19 protein-coding genes are annotated in these 19946 nt (G+C 46.3%); 7 read left to right on the top strand and 12 right to left on the bottom strand.

All coding sequences use genetic code 11. From position 1 onward, the window contains the following. The first annotated feature begins 18 nt into the window (after positions 1-18). Both AB4Z17_RS04860 and AB4Z17_RS04865 read left to right on the top strand, forming a co-directional pair. The gene (locus tag AB4Z17_RS04860) at positions 19-906 is read left to right on the top strand and encodes a carbohydrate ABC transporter permease (protein WP_076266418.1); all 888 of its coding nucleotides are present in this window, start codon (positions 19-21) and stop codon (positions 904-906) included. Between the two features lie 20 nt (positions 907-926). Next, complete coding sequence (locus tag AB4Z17_RS04865) at positions 927-1775, top strand: carbohydrate ABC transporter permease (protein ID WP_076266419.1); 849 nt, start codon at positions 927-929, stop codon at positions 1773-1775. Positions 1776-1860: 85 nt separating this feature from the next. Here the strand turns inward: AB4Z17_RS04865 and AB4Z17_RS04870 are convergent, their stop codons facing one another. The 5 genes from AB4Z17_RS04870 to AB4Z17_RS04890 form a co-directional block, all read right to left on the bottom strand. Beyond that, the gene (locus AB4Z17_RS04870; protein ID WP_441958508.1) at positions 1861-2790 is read right to left on the bottom strand and encodes an MBL fold metallo-hydrolase; all 930 of its coding nucleotides are present in this window, start codon (positions 2788-2790) and stop codon (positions 1861-1863) included. Between the two features lie 276 nt (positions 2791-3066). Next, positions 3067-3318 carry a GlsB/YeaQ/YmgE family stress response membrane protein gene (locus tag AB4Z17_RS04875; protein WP_076266420.1) on the bottom strand — a complete coding sequence of 84 codons (252 nt, stop codon included), beginning with the start codon at positions 3316-3318 and terminating at the stop codon, positions 3067-3069. A gap of 139 nt (positions 3319-3457) precedes the next feature. Then, positions 3458-4519 carry a sensor histidine kinase gene (locus tag AB4Z17_RS04880; RefSeq protein ID WP_441958476.1) on the bottom strand — a complete coding sequence of 354 codons (1062 nt, stop codon included), beginning with the start codon at positions 4517-4519 and terminating at the stop codon, positions 3458-3460. Beyond that, complete coding sequence (locus tag AB4Z17_RS04885; RefSeq protein WP_441958478.1) at positions 4516-5190, bottom strand: response regulator transcription factor; 675 nt, start codon at positions 5188-5190, stop codon at positions 4516-4518. Before AB4Z17_RS04885 ends, AB4Z17_RS04880 begins: the two co-directional genes overlap by 4 nt. Before the next feature lie 24 nt (positions 5191-5214). Continuing rightward, positions 5215-6960 carry an ABC transporter ATP-binding protein gene (locus tag AB4Z17_RS04890; protein ID WP_441958480.1) on the bottom strand — a complete coding sequence of 582 codons (1746 nt, stop codon included), beginning with the start codon at positions 6958-6960 and terminating at the stop codon, positions 5215-5217. Positions 6961-7189: 229 nt separating this feature from the next. Between AB4Z17_RS04890 and AB4Z17_RS04895 the strand changes: the two genes are divergently transcribed. Together AB4Z17_RS04895 and AB4Z17_RS04900 are read left to right on the top strand one after the other, a co-directional pair. Then, a complete protein-coding gene (locus AB4Z17_RS04895; RefSeq protein ID WP_441958482.1) occupies positions 7190-8179 on the top strand; it encodes an N-acetylglucosamine kinase in 990 nt (329 codons plus the stop codon). 108 nt (positions 8180-8287) lie between these two features. After that, complete coding sequence (locus tag AB4Z17_RS04900; protein ID WP_441958484.1) at positions 8288-8974, top strand: class I SAM-dependent methyltransferase; 687 nt, start codon at positions 8288-8290, stop codon at positions 8972-8974. Positions 8975-8983: 9 nt separating this feature from the next. Here the strand turns inward: AB4Z17_RS04900 and AB4Z17_RS04905 are convergent, their stop codons facing one another. Genes AB4Z17_RS04905 through AB4Z17_RS04915 form a run of 3 tightly spaced genes read right to left on the bottom strand, consistent with a single transcriptional unit; the run spans position 8984 to position 11691 of the window. Next, positions 8984-9601: a class I SAM-dependent methyltransferase gene (locus AB4Z17_RS04905; RefSeq protein ID WP_441912998.1), complete on the bottom strand. Its 618-nt coding sequence runs from the start codon at positions 9599-9601 to the stop codon at positions 8984-8986. A 21-nt stretch (positions 9602-9622) separates the two neighbouring features. Beyond that, positions 9623-10198, bottom strand: a complete 576-nt coding sequence (locus tag AB4Z17_RS04910) for a class I SAM-dependent methyltransferase (RefSeq protein ID WP_441913000.1) — start codon at positions 10196-10198, stop codon at positions 9623-9625. A 44-nt stretch (positions 10199-10242) separates the two neighbouring features. After that, a complete protein-coding gene (locus AB4Z17_RS04915) occupies positions 10243-11691 on the bottom strand; it encodes a DEAD/DEAH box helicase (protein ID WP_441913002.1) in 1449 nt (482 codons plus the stop codon). Between the two features lie 260 nt (positions 11692-11951). On the opposite strand from AB4Z17_RS04915, the gene AB4Z17_RS04920 reads away from it, so the two are divergent. Continuing rightward, positions 11952-14192 (top strand): GDYXXLXY domain-containing protein, encoded by a 2241-nt coding sequence (locus tag AB4Z17_RS04920; protein ID WP_441958486.1) that lies wholly within the window; start codon positions 11952-11954, stop codon positions 14190-14192. Positions 14193-14378: 186 nt separating this feature from the next. Here the strand turns inward: AB4Z17_RS04920 and AB4Z17_RS04925 are convergent, their stop codons facing one another. Then, complete coding sequence (locus AB4Z17_RS04925) at positions 14379-14840, bottom strand: hypothetical protein (protein ID WP_441913005.1); 462 nt, start codon at positions 14838-14840, stop codon at positions 14379-14381. Positions 14841-14973: 133 nt separating this feature from the next. Continuing rightward, positions 14974-15297, bottom strand: coding sequence for an MGMT family protein (locus AB4Z17_RS04930; protein ID WP_441913006.1), 324 nt, complete (start codon positions 15295-15297; stop codon positions 14974-14976). 455 nt (positions 15298-15752) lie between these two features. Between AB4Z17_RS04930 and AB4Z17_RS04935 the strand changes: the two genes are divergently transcribed. Both AB4Z17_RS04935 and AB4Z17_RS04940 read left to right on the top strand, forming a co-directional pair. Further along, entirely contained in the window at positions 15753-16193 is a 441-nt protein-coding gene (locus AB4Z17_RS04935; protein ID WP_054025638.1) for a DUF1641 domain-containing protein, read from the top strand. 36 nt (positions 16194-16229) lie between these two features. Beyond that, positions 16230-17411: an NAD(P)/FAD-dependent oxidoreductase gene (locus AB4Z17_RS04940; protein WP_076266432.1), complete on the top strand. Its 1182-nt coding sequence runs from the start codon at positions 16230-16232 to the stop codon at positions 17409-17411. 64 nt (positions 17412-17475) lie between these two features. Here the strand turns inward: AB4Z17_RS04940 and AB4Z17_RS04945 are convergent, their stop codons facing one another. Both AB4Z17_RS04945 and AB4Z17_RS04950 read right to left on the bottom strand, forming a co-directional pair. After that, positions 17476-19017 (bottom strand): extracellular solute-binding protein, encoded by a 1542-nt coding sequence (locus tag AB4Z17_RS04945; protein ID WP_441958488.1) that lies wholly within the window; start codon positions 19015-19017, stop codon positions 17476-17478. Between the two features lie 54 nt (positions 19018-19071). After that, a complete protein-coding gene (locus tag AB4Z17_RS04950; RefSeq protein WP_441913011.1) occupies positions 19072-19941 on the bottom strand; it encodes a carbohydrate ABC transporter permease in 870 nt (289 codons plus the stop codon). Between the last annotated feature and the right edge of the window lie 5 nt (positions 19942-19946).

Below are 19946 nucleotides of genomic sequence, written 5' to 3' on the forward strand. Positions count from 1 at the left end.
GCAAAGGAAGGGTCGTTTATGAAAGGCATCTCTCAGAGTAAGGCACCGTATTTCTTTATCGCTCCAACGCTTATTTTGCTTACCTTATTTTCGTTATTGCCGATCCTTGTAGCCTTAATAATAAGCTTTACGGACATGGACTTGGCAGGCCTTGCTGACTGGTCCAATATTTCATTCGTCGGATTCAAAAACTATGTAGACGTGCTGGCTGATCCTATTTTCGTAAAAGCCATACTTAATACGTTGTTCTATGTAATCATCGGTGTTCCACTGGTTATCTTATGTTCACTTGCTATTGCGATCATGATTAATTTCGGCGCAAACCGTGCATTTAAAGCTTTCCGCGTCGTCTATTATATGCCATCAGTTACAAACGTTGTTGCCGTTGCTGTTGTATGGGGTTTCCTTTACAATCCGGCTTTCGGTCTGCTCAACTATATTCTTGATTCGATTAATCTGCCTACGGTTCCATGGCTTCAAGATCCAGTCATGGCTAAAATATCGCTTATTCTGATGGCGGTATGGAGAGGGATCGGCCTCAATATGATCATCTTCATCGCCGCGCTTCAAGGTATTCCGAAGTCTTATTACGAGGCGGCACAGCTCGACGGTGCCAGCACATGGAAACAACTGACTTACATCACGATTCCAATGCTGCGCTTCGCGATCTTCTTTGTATCGATCACTACCATGATCGGTTGGCTGCAATTTTTCGAAGAGCCATTCATTATGACCGACGGTGGTCCACTGGACAGCACAACATCTGTGGCCCTGTTTATTTATCGGAACGGCTTCCAGCTTAGCAACTTCGGATACGCGGCAGCAGGATCATTTGTCCTGTTCATCGCAATCATTATTATTACGCTCGTACAATTCAGATTTCAAAATAAAGAAACGGATCTATAATCCAAACGGAGGTGTAATGGATGAGTTCGCAAGCAAAAGCGTCAAGCGCCTCAAAAGGCGAAAAAGCGCTCAAGTGGATACTAGGCATATGCCTCGCGGTCGGCGGGGTATTGGTCATCCTTCCTTTCGTATGGATGATCCTTTCTTCCTTTAAACCAGAGAGCGAGATTCAGAATATCCCGCCTACCTTACTGCCTGAACGCTTCACGACGGAAAATTTCAAGAACTTGTTTGAGAATATGAACTTTGGCGTTTATTTGAAAAATACGCTCATTATCGTTTTCTTCTCCTTTATTGGCTTATTCCTGAATGCGATGGCTGGTTTCGGCTTCGCGAAATACAAATTCAAAGGCAGTAATAACTTGTTCTATATCGTACTTGCTACGATGATGATTCCTGGTCAGGTGACGATGATTCCGGTCTATCTAATCCTAAATGAAATGCATCTGACGAATACGATGATCGGTATCGTTCTGCCCGGACTTGTCGGCGCCTTCGGTATATTCCTGTTCCGTCAGTTCATGGCTACCATTCCAGATGAGCTGCTGGAAGCAACCCGTCTTGACGGTGCAAGTGAATTCCGGACGTTCATGCAAATCGTGCTTCCTATTTCGAAGCCGATACTTGCGGTACAGGGCATATTAGCCTTTATTGGCGGATGGAACAGCTTCCTTTGGCCGCTTATTATCGCGAACGATGAGAAGCTCTACACTCTCTCCGTTGGTCTGTCATTGCTCAAAGGGCAATACGGCGGCAACTATGCGCTCCAGATGGCTGGATCAACGTTTATGGTTGTGCCTATCATTATCATCTTTATCTTCTTCCAGAAGCATATTATTGAGAACTACGCGATCTCAGGCATCAAATAATAACAGCAGGGGCTGTCTCTAAAGGTATGTTTAGACCTTTGAAGACAGCCCCTGCTATGTCTTATAAGCATTTCAGCTATATATGCTACCGCCACCACGCCGAGGACGGATACTCAGCCGCTTGAAGCAGTACAGTCTCACCGATTTTCGGAGTCGAAATACGTGTTTTCATCTCCTTAGCTGCCTTTACCGCTCGCTCCACAGGGTCGGTCCAATCATGCATGGCAAGTGTGAATGCACCCCAGTGTATCGGAATCATAATCTTTCCGCGAACGTCCAAGTGCGCCTGTACCGTTTCTTCCGGCATCATATGGATAGCTGCCCAGCGCTCATCATACTGTCCACATTCCATTAATGTGAGATCGAAGGGTCCGTATTTGTCGCCAATTTCTTTAAAGTGAGGACCATAGCCGCTATCTCCGCTGAAGAAGATGCGTGCCTCTCGGCCATGTATTACCCAAGAGCACCAAAGCGTTGCATCGCGATCCGTTAGACTTCTACCCGAGAAATGTCTTGCTGGCGTACAAGCCAGTTGAATCCCCTCATAAGAAAACTCATCCCACCAATCATGCTCCTCTATAAGGGATGGATCTACTCCCCATCTTACCAAATGAGGCGCAACGCCAAGCGGCACAATAAAGCGTCTCACCTTATCCTTAAGCTTTACGATCGAGCCATAGTCCAAATGATCGTAATGATCATGTGAAATGAGTACTGCATCGATCATCGGAAGCTGCTCCATCTCAAACGGCAGCTTATCGCTGAATCTTTTACCGCCTATAAACGGGAACGGGGACGGCGCTTTGCCGAACATCGGATCAAGCAGCAGTGTTTTCCCGTCGATTGCAAGCAAAGCTGCAGAATGGCCAAACCATGTGAGCTTAGGCTGATGCTGCCCGGCACCATATCCTTCACTCATCGACTCAACGACTAACGCTTTGCTTGGCCTAGCCATCTTATTGCCTTTCATAAATTGAACGAGCAGCTTCAGCTTCTCGCTTGTTGTCGTATCCATGGCTGTAGGAATCGCATTTATAAATTTTTTACGGCCATATTGGTTCGAACGGCTTAACTGCTGCCGCCGCTCCCTCGATTGTGCTGCCCCAAAAGCAGGGTAATACTGGAGGACCAAATACACAACAACTATGACTACCGCAATAATACTAACGAATATGAGCATGCCTTTTAACCTCTCCCCTTGCCGTATCAATATCTACACGCAGAAAAACCGCTATTGAAGTATACGTTACTACTTCAACAACGGTTTTATCAAGTTTACGTAAAGATTAGACTACGCGCGTCGTGTTCCTCGCAAGATTGCACTTAACAGCAGCACGACTACAACAGCTCCAATGATAGCCGGGATGAGAGCAAATCCGCCCATCGTCGGTCCCCACGAGCCAAGAATTAGCGTACCTAACCAAGCTCCGATGAAGCCAGCTACGATGTTGCCGATAATTCCTCCCGGTACGTCGCGCCCAACAAGCAAACCACCTAACCAACCAATTACTCCGCCAACGATTAATGTCCATAATAGACCCATATTTTTTTGCCCCTCTCTGTCATTCGATATAGCTATGATTAACCTCATATGGCTATTTTGAAACAAAACAGTCGAGTGTAATATATGGAAGAACAGAACTCGTTGTCATTTCAAGGCACTTTCTATGAATAGCTGGCTGCTAAGTAAGCGGCAGCGTCACCTCAAAAGAAGAACCCTCATTCAACCTGCTGTCTACACGAATATTGCCGTGGTGGAGCTCAACGATTTTATGGACGATCGACAAGCCTAATCCGCTGCCGTCAGCCGTTCTCGTCCGCTGCTTGTCACCCTTATAGAAACGTTCAAAGATGCGGAGCTGATCCTCCGAAGAAATGCCAATACCCGTGTCTGTAATCTTTACTTTGACCTCATCGCCTAGGCGCTCCAGTACAATCTTAATGCTCCCTTTGGCAGGTGTAAATTTAATCGCATTATGAAAGAGGTTTACCCAAACCTGACTAAGCATCTCTTCGCTCGCCGAAATTTCTACTTCCTCCAGCTCCAGTTCAAGTTCAAGTGCTTTGTCCAGCCACTGAGGCTCGCTAGCGAGTACAATGTTCTCAAGCTGCGCATCGAGCCTGTATCGCTTCGTGTCCAGCTGCTGCTGCTCGGATTCGAGCGTTGTCAGCTTAAGCAGATTGTCGCTAATTTTGGACAACCGTGTCGTTTCCTGCTCAATAATCGACAAGTAATGACGCTGCTCCTCAGGGCTAAGGTCCTCGCGCTGCAGCGTGCTCGCAAATCCGCGTATCGAGGTCAGAGGTGATTGAATTTCATGCGATACGTTAGAAATAAATTCCTGGCGAAGCAGCTCTACCTGCTTCAGGTCATGCGCCATATCGTTGATGGACTGGATAACGTCCCCGAATTGGCCATGAAATTTCTTGTCACGATCCAAGGCCACGTTGAAATCTCCCTTTGCCATTCGTTTTAGCGCATCGATCATTTCAACCCAAACTTCCCTCTGCTTCGGTCGTATCACCAAATTAACGATAGCGAAAAGCACAATAATAAATAAAATGCCTAGTCCCCAGTTCACCAGCTGCACTATATATTCAGGAAAGCGGACCTCATGTCTCGTGTAAAACCACTTCGTCAACCAATAGGCCAGCGAGAAGGCACTTCCGCTCAGTAGGAATACCATCGACGTAGCTCCTACAACACGCAGTGAAACTTCCCATTTTGACATTTTACGATTCATTGAAGTACCTCCAGCCGATAACCGAGTCCACGGATCGTACTGATCTTAATCGATACCTCCCAAGCGACAAAACGCTCACGCAGCCGGTTGATGTGTACATCCAGCGTTCGTTCGTTGCCGTCAAAATCATAGCCCCAAATTGCTTCGATCAGTTGGTTGCGTGTCAATGTACGTCCTAGATGGCTAACGAGCTTGAACAGCAGCTCAAATTCCTTCGGAGGAAGCGTCGTATAATCCGAATGAATCTTCACTTCATAAGTCTGCCGATCGAGCATGATCTCCGCTACGGAAACCTGCTGCGACACCGCGATTCGGTATCGCTTCAATAGCGCTTTAACTCTGACAGTCAGCTCCGCGGGATCAAACGGCTTTACTAAATAATCGTCCGTTCCGAGGTGGAACCCTCGTACCTTATCGCCCATTTCTCCCTTGGCCGTCAGCATGAGCAGCGGAATATCGTACTGCTCCCGCAGCTCACGGCACAGCTCCCAGCCGTCCATATTCGGCATCATAATATCCAATATGACCATATCTGCCGGAGAGACTTCCATTTGAGCAAGCGCCGATTGCCCATCCGGAGCCTCCTGCACGCTTAATGCCTCTTTCTCCAAAATAACACGAACCAGCTCACGAATATGCGGATCATCGTCTGCAATCAGCACATAGCCCATTTCTCCACCCTCTTCTCTGCTTACTTAAGAAGCCGTTTTATTCACTCGAAGCTGTCCATTAGCGAATTCTCGATACATGGTATGGCTAGCATATAATTGATCATGCGTTCCTACCCCGGTAATGACGCCTTTCTCTAGGAAGACGATCGAATCCGCATCAACAACCGTCGACAAGCGATGGGCGATAACGACAGTCGTCCGTCCGATCATGAGATTTTTGAGCGCATCCTGCACCACTTCTTCTGACTTGCTGTCGAGATTAGACGTCGCTTCGTCGAGCATAAGGATTTGCGGATCACGCAGCAGCGCTCTTGCAATGGCAATCCGCTGACGCTGACCACCCGACAGCTTAATGCCGCGCTCGCCAACTTCGGTTTCATAGCTCTCAGGCAATGCTTCAATAAAACCGTCTGCATAAGCCATTCGTGCAGCCTGCTCGATTTCCTGCTGCGTCACCTCATGCGTCAGACCGTAGCATAAATTATCTTTGATCGTGCCTGCGATAATCGGGCTCTCCTGCGAAACGTAGCCAATCTGGCTGCGCCATGAACGCAGAGACGCGTCTCGGATGTCCGTTCCGCCAAGCCTAATCGCCCCGGATGTCGGGTCGTAGAACCTCYCCAGCAGCGAGAATAGCGTCGTTTTGCCGCTGCCGCTCGGGCCGACCAGTGCCGTTACTTTGCCCGCTTCAATCGTCAGGCTCACATCCCGCAGGATTGGCTCATCGGGCTTATAGGCAAACGATACATTTTCCACCTGCAAGGTCTGGTCCATCTGAGTTACTTCCTTGCCATTATCTTGATCTTCTTCATCGGATTCTAATATACCAATAATGCTGTCCGTCGCGCCCATTGCCTTCTGAAATTGCGTAAAAAATTGTGAGATCTGCGTAATCGGCAGCATGATTTGGAACAGGTACATAATAAAGGCGACTAATTCACCCGCAGTCATCTTACCTGATGATACTTGAACACCGCCAAAGCCGATTAAGCATACCAGCAGCAATAAGATGATAAAAGTGACGATTGGCGAAATAAGCGCCTGCATGCGTGCTTCCTTTAAACCAAAACCAAACAAATTCTGAATGCCGACGCGTCCTTGCTCATATTCAGCAGGCTCGGAGCCGGATGCTTTGACCAGCCGAATCTCCGACACCACACGATTTACGACGGAAGTAAATCTTGCGTTCTCCGCCTGCGTGGATTTGGATATGCTGTACATTTTCCGTCCAATCGGCACCATAATGAGTGCGGCCAAAGGGAAGACGGTTAACATGATAAGCGTCATCTGCCAATTCATATAGAAAAGAATCGACAATGCACCGATAATGGACAAAATGCCTGTGAAAAAACCAGTTACATGCTCCGTAATAAGACCCTTTAGCAGCGCTGTATCATTAGTCAGCCGACTAATCGTATCGCCGGAGGATTTGTTGTCATAATACGGGACTGGCAAGCGCAGCAGCTTGCTCCATAACCGCTCCCGGATAGACGAGACGATCTTATTGCCGCTGTAATGCAGCAGGTAAACAGACACGCCTCCAGACACAACCTGCGCGATAAAGACAGCCGCCATCCAGACAATTTGCCCCGTGCTCAATGACCCCAGCGAGAAGCCATTAACCATATTTTTCGTGAATAGGGGTATGGTCAAGCTAACTAGCGTCGTAATGACGCTCAAAATAACCGCAATAGACAGCATCATCTTCGGGGGATTCGTCTCCATAATCAGCCCTATGAATCGCTTAACGTTGCTATTTTTATTTTTCATCAGTATCACTCCTGTATCTCTCTATTCTCTCCACTACAGTTCCTACTTTACCTTGCCTGTTTAAACGCAATATAAACAACGAAGCTATCGCTGCGTATTTAAGCAAGCCATTCTCACTTTTTGTAATCCGCCACTTCCTCTATATGGTAAATTGAGGTAAAATAATGCGATAGTTTGACCAAGCGTTCGTTCGACGCCTCACAAGCCACTACGAATAGGAGAGCTGCCTATGTATATGCAAGAAGAGCAGGTTGTGATTGGAATAGACGGCGGAGGAACTCATACCCGCGTCATGGTTTGCAGCCATAGAGGACATGTGCTTTCTTATTTGGAACGAGGCTCCGCCTCTATTTACAAAGACGAGATGGCAGCAGAAAATGTGCAAGGCGCTATCGCCCAAGCACTGCAGCAAGCTGGCCGAACTCCTGAACATGCGCTGGCACTGGTTGCCGGCATTGCAGGCTTCGATTCGCCATCTGACCTCGAATGGATTCAGACATTAACAAAGCTTCCGGGACTTAACTGCCCGATGTGGCATGTGAACGATGCGGTCTCGGCTCATAGAGGCGCATTAATGGGCGAACAAGGCATCGTCGTTATCGCTGGAACGGGCTCGATTATCGTAGGCATGACGGACGACGGACAATTGATTCGCAACTATGATTTTCACCATTATGCAGCTAGCGCAGCGAGATTTGTTGCCTATGACGCTGTATATGAGATGCTGGCAGGCAATTGTGATGATACAGACCGTGAGCTTTGCGAAGCCATGCTTGTTCATTGGGATGTTTCAACGGCCCAGCAGCTTGCTGATATAGCCAAAAAAGGCTTTGTGGATGATCGCCGTGCACGAGATAAGCAGTTTGGGAAGTTCGCTCCTGCGGTTACAGAAGCCGCCGAACGTGGTAGCTCTCTCGCTATCCGCGTGTGCAGCCGTGCCATCGATCAAATCAAGGTAGGCATTGAAATGATTGCTGCCTCCTTCTATAGTGATGAGGTTGCTGTTACCTTCACAGGCAGCGTTGCAAACAGCCCTTATTTTATTCGCGAGCTGGGCGAGCAGCTTCGGCAAGGAAACAACAAGCGCTACACCGTTGTTCAGCCTAAATTCCCGCCTGTAGTCGGCTCTGTTTTACTCGCGTTGAAGCAGCTGGATATTGCCATAAATGATGACGTAATCCATAACCTAAGTGAATATACATTTGTGACTGCTGAATAGAAGCTTGGTCGCACGTGAACCGTTTAGAACATGGCTATTGACCTTTCCGTTACGTATACCTTTAAGCTAGGGATGAATCATTTTGAACCCTACTGAGGAGGAATTGCAATGCCAGACCATGATGTGATTTATAAGGAGGAAGCGGCGCGTTATCATGAATTAATCGCGAAGCAGCCGAGCGTGCAGCATTGGATCGAAGAGATAAGACCAATTAGAGGATTGGATATTGTAGATCTTGGTGCCGGCTCCGGCAGACTGACTGCCGTACTAGCCGATCAGGCCAAAACGATTGTTGCGCTTGATGCATTTGAACCTATGCTGCACGTAGCGGCAGAACGATTACGCTCTGCTGGCTATACGAATTGGAGAACGCAGGCTGCTGATCATCGCGAGCTGCCTCTTGCGAGCCAAAGCGCGGATCTCATCGTTTCCGGCTGGAGTATTTGTTACTTAGGCAGCGATAATCTACCGAACTGGGAGCAGAACATACGGCAGGTTATGAGCGAAATGARACGTGTGCTCCGCGGTAACGGAACCATTATTATTTTTGAGACGATGGGCACTGGCTTCGAAACACCAAACCCGCCTGACTTTTTGAAAAAATATTACGCTGCACTCGAGCAGGATTATGGTTTCTCGCACAAATGGATACGAACGGATTATGCCTTTGACAATGTGGAACAAGCGGAGCAATTAACACGTTTCTTCTTTAGCGATGAATTAGCAGACAGGGTAGCGCGGGACAAGCTCGTCCACCTGCCCGAATGCGCTGGTATTTGGTGGCTTCATTTGTAATCAAGCGTGTTAGCCTGATTTTTCTACACACCAAGTAGTCATGCAGCGTTTGTCTGCCACGATAACGGTTTTGAGCGGCTCGAATAAATGCCCGCTCAGCTTTGCCGTCATTCCAAGCAGTTTTTCCTCCGTAACCAGAAAACGTCTGCTTCCGTCAGGAAGCAGATATTGTCCTTCACCAAGCGGCTGCATACGGGACTCCATGCCAATGGAGGAGGCCAACCTAGCGAACAGCTTCCCGCCTGGCTTAAGCACGCGCCAGAGCTCGTCAACCATTTGATCAAAATGCTCCTCATTATCGGCAAAATGCAGAACCGCGCTGCTAATAATAAAGTCAAAGCTGGCATCGGCGAAGCTCATCTGCTCTACCGCTTCCACGCGTGCCTGCTCTTTCGCCCATTTAGGAGCTATCAAGTCCGCTAACCGCTGCAACTCTTGAATAGCCGTCTCTGATCGATCGATTGCAAATACGTCATAGCCGCTGCGAAGCAAATACGTTAGGTTTCTCCCTGAGCCGCAGCCTGCATCAAGAATGCGCATATCCTTTGTCAGTGATCCCTTTAGCAGCTGATCAAATAAATAAATATCGATGCGGCCAAATTGCTCCTTCAATTCCATCTCCATCATTTGCTCCTCCTTCTATGATGTTTACTTTACCTTGTATACATATACCTTCGTCCGATACATATCACGGCAAATAAGAGTACGCTCAGGCTCCCAGTCCGGCAGCGCAAAACATACGCTTATGACATGTGCACCCGGCTTTAATTGCTCGTGAAAAATAAGACCTAAACGCCGCATCGCGCCCGGATAGAGGTAACACACAACCATATCCACATCCCGGTACGAATATGTGTACAAGTCGCCCTTTTTAAACGATACATTCGTTCGATTTTCGAGTTTCGCAGCCATAAAAGATATCCACATGGGGATAACTGAATTTTCGATCCCGATGATTCGCAGGTTTCTGCTGGTTCTCCCCGCTTGAAGCGCGAGCGTACCCCAGCCAGAGCCCGCCTCCACCATAACGCCGCGGCTTTGCAGCCGTCTGATCTCATCAACTACAACGCGCCGTACCGGCGCTGAGGAAGGCATAGGCGATATCCCGTTCCGCCAGCTTGCATATACGATGGACAGCAAGGCAATCAGCACGATAGCTGCCACGACCAGCAATACATTCTGATAGATGAAGCTTTCCACGATGATCCCCCTATCTTGTTTCATGGAGGATTCCGCTTTATTTCCCTAGTTTGAATCCGCTCTGTTAGTTAAGACTTATTCCCTCTGCGAACCTTCAGCTGCTTGCCCTTCACTGTCGTATTTCGCATAACCTCCAGCACTAGCGAGCCTTTGCCATTCAAAATTTCAACATCGGTAACATTATCCAAAATCGTAATAATACCAATATCTTCCACGGACACGCCTTCTATTTTGGCAATGGTTCCGACAAAATCGACCGCTCTAAGCTTCTTTTTCTTGCCGCCGTTAAAGTTAAGCTTCATAATCTGCTTGTTCAGCTGCTCGCGCTTGTCTTTTTTGAGAACAGGACCAATATTGAGCTTCTGTTCAAAATCTTCTCTGCGAAGGTCAACCGCTTCTTCGGATGGCGCCTTCGCTTTGTTAATGCTAAATCCGATGTAGCCTTCTATTTCAGCTAGGCGCCTTGCATCCTTAGATGCTGCGAAGGTGATCGCTTTACCCGTTTTGCCAGCCCGTCCCGTTCTGCCCGTACGATGAACATAACTTTCCTTCTCCAGCGGAATATCAAAGTTGATGACATGCGTAATATTCGTAATATCAATGCCTCGAGCTGCAACATCCGTTGCAACCAAATAACGGAATTGCCCTCTGCGGAACGCATTCATTACTTCAAAACGCTCATCCTGCTCCATGCCGCCATGGATGCGGTCGCACGGATATTCGAGCTCCGCCATTTGTCTGAACACTTGATCCACATTCTCCTGTGTCCGGCAAAAAATAATACAGCTGTCCGGATTTTCGACGATCATCACGTCTTGGAGCAGCTTAAACTTATCTGCTTCCTTCACCTCAATAACCGAGTGCTCAATCGTAGCAGTCGTAAGTCCCTCTGCCTTGATCTCTACTTGTACAGGAGTGTTCATATATCTATGCGCTAGCTTAGCTACATCCTCAGGGAACGTTGCAGAGAACAGCATCGTCACTCGATCCGTAGGCAGCTGCCCAATAATAGCTTGTACCTGCTCGATAAAGCCCATGTTCAGCATTTCGTCCGCTTCGTCGATGACTAAATATTTGATTCGTTCGATGGGAAGTGTTCCACGCTCAATGTGATCATGTACGCGTCCAGGCGTCCCTACGACCATATGCGTTCTTTGCTTAAGCTCGGCTCTCTGGATATGGAAAGGCGCTTTACCGTAGACGGCCATCGATTTGATCCGCTTGAAGCGGCCGATATTTGTAATGTCCTCGTTGACTTGCAGTGCCAGCTCCCTCGTTGGCGTCAGCACAAGCACCTGAGGCTTGTTTTCGTTCCAATCAACCAGCTCGCATAATGGAATACCGTAGGCTGCCGTCTTGCCGCTGCCTGTTTGTGATTTAACGACCAAATCCTTTTGCTCAAGCGCAACCGGAATAACCTCGCGCTGCACCTCCGTTGGCGTTTCGTAGGACAAACTCTCCAACGCTCGAACGATTTCTTGGCTTAACGCATAATCCGCAAACTTTATTTCACTCATCTATAGACCTCTTCCGCACTTTAGTAGTTAAATCTTTCGTAACCTTAAGAATAGCATATTAACGGCCCATTTGATTCATAAACCTTTGTACAGCCCAGCTTTCAAAAATTATTTGTTAGATCAACCGCTAAATCGGGTTATATCGTATAAGAGCTTGCTTCGCTCTAAGCAAGGCAGTACTACAAAAAGTGAGTACTAGTTCACTTTGGATTGGGTCATTATAATAAAAGCCAGATCAACTAGAAAGGCTTGTGAGTGCTATGCTTCGATTAAATGTTGCGCGTGTTGGATTTCTAATGGGCGTTTCACTTCTGCTTGCTTCCATCATCTATTTCTTCGCGGCGAACTGGGGCGGCCTGGTCCGCGCCGATAAAATTCTCGCGTCTGCCGGCATCATGGTGTTATTCTATGGCGCTGCTTTCGTATTTTCCAAAATGAAAATAATGCTTGGGCATCACTATTTTTTGTCTGTTACTTTTCTAGTCGGCGGCTGTGTCGCGTTTGGCGTGGCGGTTGCCCTTCTAAATCAAATATATAATTCGCATGCAGACACCTATGAGCTGTTTCTCGTCTGGTCCATTCCTGCCCTGCTGCTTGCGTTCATTACCCGCTTTAATCCTTTTTATATCCTTGCCTATATACTCGTTCATCTAACCCTGTGGCAATACTTTTTCCCAAGCGCGTATTCCATCGTCCATAGCGACCAAGAAATTTTGCTGATTGGCTGGTTATTTGCGCTTATCAATCTTATTTTATTCGCATTAATAGAAGCCAAACGTCTCGCATCAGCGCCGCTTAAATATATTAGCTTTATTGTCTTTCATATTTCTTTGCTCGTCTTGACAAGTTCCGATCTATACGAACATTATGGCGCATGGATGAACGTCGCAAGCGCTGCGGCAATCGCGTTCGGATTCTATTATTTCGCCCAAGTGCGTCTGGACAAAATGATGCTTACCCTTAACGCGCTGGCTGCTTCCGCTTTCGCTGTATTTAAATATTTTGAGCTGATGTCCGAGCATTATTCCACCTTATTTTTTATATTTGGACTCCTCTTTGTCGCTTTATTACTTACAGCCAACGTCTTTTTCTTCCGTTACTTAAACAAGCTCGGCAAGCATCAGTCAAGCTCTAATGACCCAGCTGACCAAGCATCCCATCCATCAGAAGAACATAAGAGCACTCTTGTTGGCAAAATCGCATTCACAATCGTTACCGTAATCGGTGTTTTGATTGGCAGTATCTCCTTAGTAGGCTTAGTACTATTAGCCTCTGGTGAAGTCCCGCCCGAAAACATTTTATTTGTCCTGTCACTGCTGTTTATTATTCCAACACTGCTGCTGACGCGCTTAAATACGGCTGTACGCTACACCGTGCTTACGATTGGATATATAGCTGGACTTATCTCGACCGCTTGGATTGATACTTCAGCCTTGTCTATTTTTTTCATAGCGGTACTGCTTGTCGGATGGTTCAAATGGCAAGGAAGGGTACCGCATTTCTTTATCTACACCTTACTGAATATCAATATCGCTATTCTTCTGTTTCAGTTATTTGGATCTGTTCATAATGCGGCTTCCTTCATCGTGTTCATCGTAACGTCGCTCAATGCAGTCATTTACGCAAGTCACCATCTGCTTAGGGAAGGCGCATTCAAGATTCATGTAAGAGAATGCGGTTGGTTCTTTACTTTGCTGCTTCTATTTTGGCTAACCTTCATGGATAACATTTTCCCTTACTCATATGAGCTATTTAATATATTGAATTTCATTGTAGTTACGATCGCAGCCTTTCTATTTGTTAGGCGCAGCCAAGCTCTTGAAGCAGCAATTAGCTTCGTATTCTGGTTCATCTTCCTTGCGTTCAAATATTACGACTTGTTCTGGACGTTATTGCACAAGTCGATTACGCTCGCTCTGCTTGGCGTGATTATCATAGCAGCTACTTATATTTACGCCTATAGAACACGCGCAGCAGTATCTGAGCAAGCAGACTCATTCAGCCGATTGCTGCGCAGAAGCCCCGCTCTCATTGCTATCGTGGTAGTGCTGCAGCTCGGTTATGTCGGTTACCATGCCGCAGTAAGCGAAATATTGCTCTCGAGCGGCACTCCGATTAAGCTGGCCATCGTGCCGCTTGATCCACGATCCATTTTGCAAGGCGATTATGTAGCRCTTCAATACAATATTTCGGCACCGCCAGATCACATCGCTCAGGAACTGGAAAGACGTCCAAGCAACAGCCGAATTAAGGTCGTGCTTCAACAAGGTGCGGGCGGCGTATACAACTTGGATCGTTTATATAAAAAAGGTGAGCCTTTAGCTGACAAGGAAATCATTATTAACGGTTCCACTAGCGGCTGGAGAAACATCCAGTACGGCATAGAATCTTATTTTGTACCCGAAGGCACTGGGCTGGAAACGGAGCAAAATGCCCGCTTTGCGTATGTCATGGTTGGAACAAAAGGCGACGCTATTCTAGAGAAATTAACGAAAGAATAGTGCTGTATAATTGACCGCCAATAAACAAAAAAAGAAGCAGGACCTATACAGCGCAACAGCTGTGGAGGTCCTGCTTCTTTCAAAATAGAAGGAAATATTTTATTTGCTTCTACTTAGCTTATATTTGCCCAACAACGCAGCTTCCGTTTGCTGAGGACGTTGATGGCTTTTTTCATATTCTTTCGATTATCCGTGCATCAGTTTGTTCAATTCCGTAAATTCCTCTAAATAACCGTTTCTCTCCAGCTCCATCAATGCCTTCCGAATGCTAACCTCATCCTCGCCAGATTGATCTGATAGTGCTAAGAGCTCAGGCAATGTAATGTTTTTATGCTCCTTGCAATACGTGAGCAGCCCTTTGGCTGCCCAAGATAAGCGATCATCCTGGAATTCACCGATCATTTTACGGAACAATTTATGTGGGATTAGCTGCTCGTCAACTAAGGCTTGCATCGCTTTTATTGCAAGTTTTGTCGTCATACGGCCTTTTTTGGCAACCTCGTCTAAGGTGAGCGATGCGGAATCCGCCGTGCTTGAGCTGAGTACGATATAAATCATTTGCGAATAAATATCCAAGCTTTGGTTATAAAAGATTTCGGTGGAAACAGTGAAGTTTCTAACGTTTCCCGGTGTAATTTCTGATGTCATGTTCTTTCTCTCCCTTCCGAATGGTCTATACCATAATAAAGGTTCGGATACGGGGTTTCAAATGGGGCCTCATTAGAAAAAGTTAATCGCAGCCGTTTAACCGCGAAGAAGCATAATTTTCATCCGGGCAAGGTCATCTTTCTTCTTCTCTTTCCGGATTGTAGCGGTATTTTTCCAAATCAATTCGCCCGTCCTCGCTCGCTGAAACACCTTCCTCTTTTAAATAAAAGATCTGCATGTAACGAGATTCCTCCTCTTGAATCGATATCTCCCCTTTTGCATTAACAACTCTGTGCCAGGGAAGATTATAAATGCCGCTTAGCGAATGCAGAACACGGACAACCTGCCTTGCCCCCCTGCGATTGCCAGCCAGCTCTGCGACTTGCCCATAGGTCATTACGGTGCCTTCCGGAATCGCCTTAATAATGGATACGACTCTTTGCGTATAGGGCTGCATATTAAAACTCCTTTTATGTATGTTTTTAATCATTGTTTTTTATTATCATAACTGAATTGCGCTTCATTTACGCTTGTTGAACGATAAAGCGTTTGAAATCACATTAAATCATCCAATTTAATATCCATAAATTGGATGATTAATCAACGAACAGCAGCTATATGCCTGAATGCCAGCAATATTCCAAATCTTTTTACCGAAAGCAATAAATTTCTTTTTAACTTTTGGTGAAAACGATGTAGAATAGAAACAAAGGGTTTAATCCGATTACGTCATACGCGCATTCACATCCTTCTGCCTCATGCAGAAATAAGACTGTTACGTCCGTATAAACATTTTTCGAGTAACTATGTGAAAAGTGTAACAATCTTTCAGGATGCATCTTAGGCTTTAGCGGCTGACACAATTGAGACTACAACTTACTTTCAAATTTACGTAAAGGAGGACATTCTATTATGTCACAACCATCTGCTGGACAAGAGGTTGCAGCTAGCCTCGTCGAAGAAAAACAAACGTTGGATGTACTTGATCAATTGATGAAGCCGGAGGTTCAAGAGTCTCTAACTGTACTCGTGGACAGCCTGCCTAAATTAGCTGAAATGGTTACTCTAATGACCAAAGCTTATGATTTTGCACAAAACATCGCTACAGACAAAGTGTTGATCAACGATTTCGCTCAAGGTATCGGTGAATTCGTTAAACCGGTTCAAGAGAAAGCAAAAGGTATCGCAACAGCAGCTATTGAAGCTGGCGAGCGCTCGCAAGAAGCGGCTAACTCTTCTGTTGGCCTATTCGCTATGTTGAAAATGCTTAAAGATCCGGAAGTTCAAAAAACGCTTCGTTTCGCTCAAGCTTTCCTTAGTGTTTTGTCTGAACGCAAAAACGATAAAGTATAATACACCGAATACGTATAGAACGAACGGAGGATGAACATGTCGAAGCAAATACTAATTCTTGGTGGCGGTTATGGCGGTCTTCTTACTGCTCTAACAGCACGCAAACATTTGACTGCAGCAGAAGCTAGCATCACAATCGTAAACCGTTTTCCAACTCACCAAATCATTACTGAGCTGCACAGACTTGCTGGGGACACAATTGCTGAGCAAGCGGTTGCTCTACCGCTTAGCAAGCTTCTAGGCGACAAACAAGTTAACATCATCGTTGACTCGGTTAAAGAAATTAAACCTAACGAGAAGCAAGTGGTTCTTGAAAGCGGACAAGTGCAAAAGTACGACACTCTTGTTGTAGCACTTGGAAGTGAAACGAACTACTTCGGCATTCCAGGATTGGAAGAGAACAGCCTTGTTCTTAAATCCGTTGCTGATGCTAACAAAATCCGCAAGCATGTTGAAGATCGTCTTGACGCTTACAAAAAATCAGGCAACAAAGCTGACGCAACAATCGTTGTCGGCGGCGGCGGCTTGACTGGCGTTGAGCTTGTTGGCGAATTCGCTGACAGACTTCCTGAGATTTGCCGCAGCAAAGGCATCGACTTCAATGATATTTCGCTTTATTGCGTAGAAGCCGGCCCTGCCGTTCTGCCAATCTTCCCGAAAGTATTGATCGACCGCGCTGTAACAAGCCTTGAGAAACGCGGCGTTAACTTCATCACTAGCGTAGCGATTACAGAAGCGACAAAAAGCTCCGTATCGCTTAAAGACGGACGTACGATTGAATCCAGCACAATCATTTGGACTGGCGGCGTTAAAGGTAATCCAGTTGTCGGCAGCAGCGGTCTTGCAGAAGACCGTGGTCGTTCACTTGTTACACCAACGCTTCAATCGACTTCACATGCTGATGTATTCCTTGCTGGCGACTGCGCAGTTGTATTCCCAGAAGGCAGCGAACGTCCTTACCCTCCAACAGCTCAGCTTGCTTGGCAAATGGGCGAAACGGTAGGCTACAACCTAGCGGTTCAAATCAAAGGCGGAGTTATGGATAAGTTTGTACCTGTATTCTCCGGAACACTAGGCAGCCTTGGCCGCAAAGATGGCGTAGGTACAATCGGAGGCAACGCAACTCAGCTTAAGGGCTTGCCTGCTTCCCTAATGAAGGAAGCAAGCAACGTTCGTTACCTGTCGCATATTCACGGTTTGTTCGCACTAGCTTACTAATATACACAAACAAGAAGAAGGAGGGCAGCTGCCCTCCTTCTTTTTGTTTTACCCATCGCTAACCTTACTTCTGGAGTGCCTGCCATTCTTTAAATTGCTTCTGATATTCAGCGACAACCTTGTCTAATCCAGCAGCCTTTAAGCTTTGAAGAGCTGCCGGGAAGTATTTATCATAGGATACCACGCCCATTTTAATTGGAATGATCTTCGATTTCACTTCGGATAGCACATTCGCATATTCAACAGCAATCGGCTCCGTATTTAGGCGGAAACCAAGAACTGGTGAGAATTCAACTGGATTCGATGGCTCTGTCGTTTGCATTTTCAAATAATCTTCCGGCGTTTTAACATCAAACAACATGTAGTTAATGTTGCCGATCATCCACGAATCAAAATAATACGATTCATCATTCGCGTCACGAATAAATTCTGCCGTACGCTCGCCTACCGCTTTGTAGTGCGTGCCTTCTTCCCCATATAGGAACAGGTTGTGATTATCCTTGTTGCTGTACAGCCAGTTCAAGAACATAATAGCTGCTTCTGGGTGCTTCGATGTAATTGGAACTGCATTTGTATTTCCGAATGCCAAGTATTGAAGCAGCGGTTTCTCTTCTGCCAAATAACCCTCGCCTACTTTTGCTTCTGGATTATTTCTCGCAATTGCGATCGAAGAGTACAAAGCGCCGTTCGTACTGTAAATAAAATCGCCCAGTGTCATGGCTTTGTCGCGCTCTTCCTTCTTATACGTCAAAATATCAGGGTTAATCAGCTTTTTCTCATAAAGCTGGCGGAAAAACTCTGCATCCTTTTTGAATTCTTCACTCTCGAGCCACGAGCTTATATTGCCCGCTTGATCAACCTTAATGATTTGTTCGCGGTAATCTACAAAAAATGGCCATGAATCGTACGTACGGTGTAAAAATACTGGCGTAACATCGGTTTCCGTTTGAATATATAATTTCTTGTCGGAAGCTTGCTGCATCTTCTCAGCCGTTGCGATAAGCTCGTCCGACGTTTTTGGGAAAGGCATGCCTACTTTATCGAGCAAATCTTGGCGGAAGCCAAGCGTACCCATCTCACCGCTGCCTGAGGTCTCAAAGCGCCATACAGCCGGAACGGAATAGATTTTACCATCGATCTTTGCGGCATCCCATGCGTAGTCAGGAATGATTTTTTTCAGCTCTGGACCATACTTGTCAATGAGCTCATCGAGTGGCTGAAGCGCGCCTCGCCCAACATAGGAGCCTGTAGGGACGGAGCTGTTCTCCATAACATGAAGCATGTCGAACTCGTCACCTGTGCTCAGCATTAGGTTGGTTTTCTGATCCCAAGCATCCCAAGGGATAAAATTTATTTCCAGCTTAACGTTAACGCCGTCAGCCTTCAGCTTTTCATTTACTTTTTGAACAACCTCATCGGTATGAGGTTTGGCTGTACCCGGAATCACGTATTTCAGCGGCAATACTTCAGCGTTATCTCCTTCATTTCCACTGGCGTTGCCATTTGAACCCGCTTTGTCTCCCGCATTACTGCAAGCCATCATAAGAACGAGCATCATAACAATAACCAAGCTTGCCGGAATGAAGCGCATCTTCCTGTTGTTCATCTTGATTAACCCCTCTCTGAATCTTTAATTATATATGGCCCTAAGGCGACATATCTATCCTTTGACTGCTCCAACGATAAGACCCTTGATAATAAAACGCTGCAGGAACGGGTAAAGCAGTACGATAGGACCAATGGTTATGATAGCTACCGCCATTTTGAATGATTCGGTTGGAATCGTTATGTTGGAAGTGACCAAGCCCTGCATCTGGTTCACCATATTGATCTCGGATTGCAGCTTATACAATAAATATTGCAAAGGGTACAAGCTTTCTTTGTCGACCAGCATGATCGCGTTGAACCAATTGTTCCAGTAGCCTAATCCGTAAAATAAAGCGATCGTTGCCAGTACCGGCAAGGATAATGGAAATACGATGCGGAATGCGATATAGGCATCGCTTGCTCCGTCGATTCTTGCGCTCTCTAGTAGAGCTTCAGGCAGCTCCTGCATGAAATTGCGTACGAGAAACAAATTAAAGGGACTGAATATTAAAGTCGGTACGATAAGGGCAAGCAGATTGTTTTTGAACCCTAGAAGGTCATTCATCATGTACCAAGGCACAAGGCCTGCGTTAAAGAGCATCGTGATGAAGAAAAACAACGCGATTGGATTGCGGTAACGAACCTGTCGATTGGCAAGCATATAACCGGCCATTCCTGTGATGACGACTGCCGCTAAAGTACCAATAACCGTTACGCCGATGGAAACCCCATAGCTTTGCAGCAGCTGATCATTACTGCCGAATACCGATTTGTAGGCTTCTAGTGAAAAGTGATCCGGTATAAAGCTGTAGCCTTTTCTCAGGATAGACTCCTCATCCGAGAAAGACACGATGAGAACGAGCAGGATGGGAAGCGTACAAAGCAGTGCGAACAACAATACAAAAATCGTATTAACGATTTGAAATACATCTATTTTTTTCAAGCACA

Source organism: Paenibacillus sp. TAF43_2 (genome assembly GCF_052113545.1).
GTDB lineage: Bacteria > Bacillota > Bacilli > Paenibacillales > Paenibacillaceae > Pristimantibacillus.

Coding starts and splice junctions, on each gene's coding strand:
- AB4Z17_RS04860 (WP_076266418.1), top strand. CDS start 19: ATGAAAGGCATCTCTCAGAGTAAGGCACCGTATTTCTTTATCGCTCCA.
- AB4Z17_RS04865 (WP_076266419.1), top strand. CDS start 927: ATGAGTTCGCAAGCAAAAGCGTCAAGCGCCTCAAAAGGCGAAAAAGCG.
- AB4Z17_RS04870 (WP_441958508.1), bottom strand. CDS start 2,790: ATGGATACGACAACAAGCGAGAAGCTGAAGCTGCTCGTTCAATTTATG.
- AB4Z17_RS04875 (WP_076266420.1), bottom strand. CDS start 3,318: ATGGGTCTATTATGGACATTAATCGTTGGCGGAGTAATTGGTTGGTTA.
- AB4Z17_RS04880 (WP_441958476.1), bottom strand. CDS start 4,519: ATGAATCGTAAAATGTCAAAATGGGAAGTTTCACTGCGTGTTGTAGGA.
- AB4Z17_RS04885 (WP_441958478.1), bottom strand. CDS start 5,190: ATGGGCTATGTGCTGATTGCAGACGATGATCCGCATATTCGTGAGCTG.
- AB4Z17_RS04895 (WP_441958482.1), top strand. CDS start 7,190: ATGTATATGCAAGAAGAGCAGGTTGTGATTGGAATAGACGGCGGAGGA.
- AB4Z17_RS04905 (WP_441912998.1), bottom strand. CDS start 9,601: ATGATGGAGATGGAATTGAAGGAGCAATTTGGCCGCATCGATATTTAT.
- AB4Z17_RS04910 (WP_441913000.1), bottom strand. CDS start 10,198: ATGAAACAAGATAGGGGGATCATCGTGGAAAGCTTCATCTATCAGAAT.
- AB4Z17_RS04915 (WP_441913002.1), bottom strand. CDS start 11,691: ATGAGTGAAATAAAGTTTGCGGATTATGCGTTAAGCCAAGAAATCGTT.
- AB4Z17_RS04925 (WP_441913005.1), bottom strand. CDS start 14,840: ATGACATCAGAAATTACACCGGGAAACGTTAGAAACTTCACTGTTTCC.
- AB4Z17_RS04930 (WP_441913006.1), bottom strand. CDS start 15,297: ATGCAGCCCTATACGCAAAGAGTCGTATCCATTATTAAGGCGATTCCG.
- AB4Z17_RS04935 (WP_054025638.1), top strand. CDS start 15,753: ATGTCACAACCATCTGCTGGACAAGAGGTTGCAGCTAGCCTCGTCGAA.
- AB4Z17_RS04940 (WP_076266432.1), top strand. CDS start 16,230: ATGTCGAAGCAAATACTAATTCTTGGTGGCGGTTATGGCGGTCTTCTT.
- AB4Z17_RS04945 (WP_441958488.1), bottom strand. CDS start 19,017: ATGAACAACAGGAAGATGCGCTTCATTCCGGCAAGCTTGGTTATTGTT.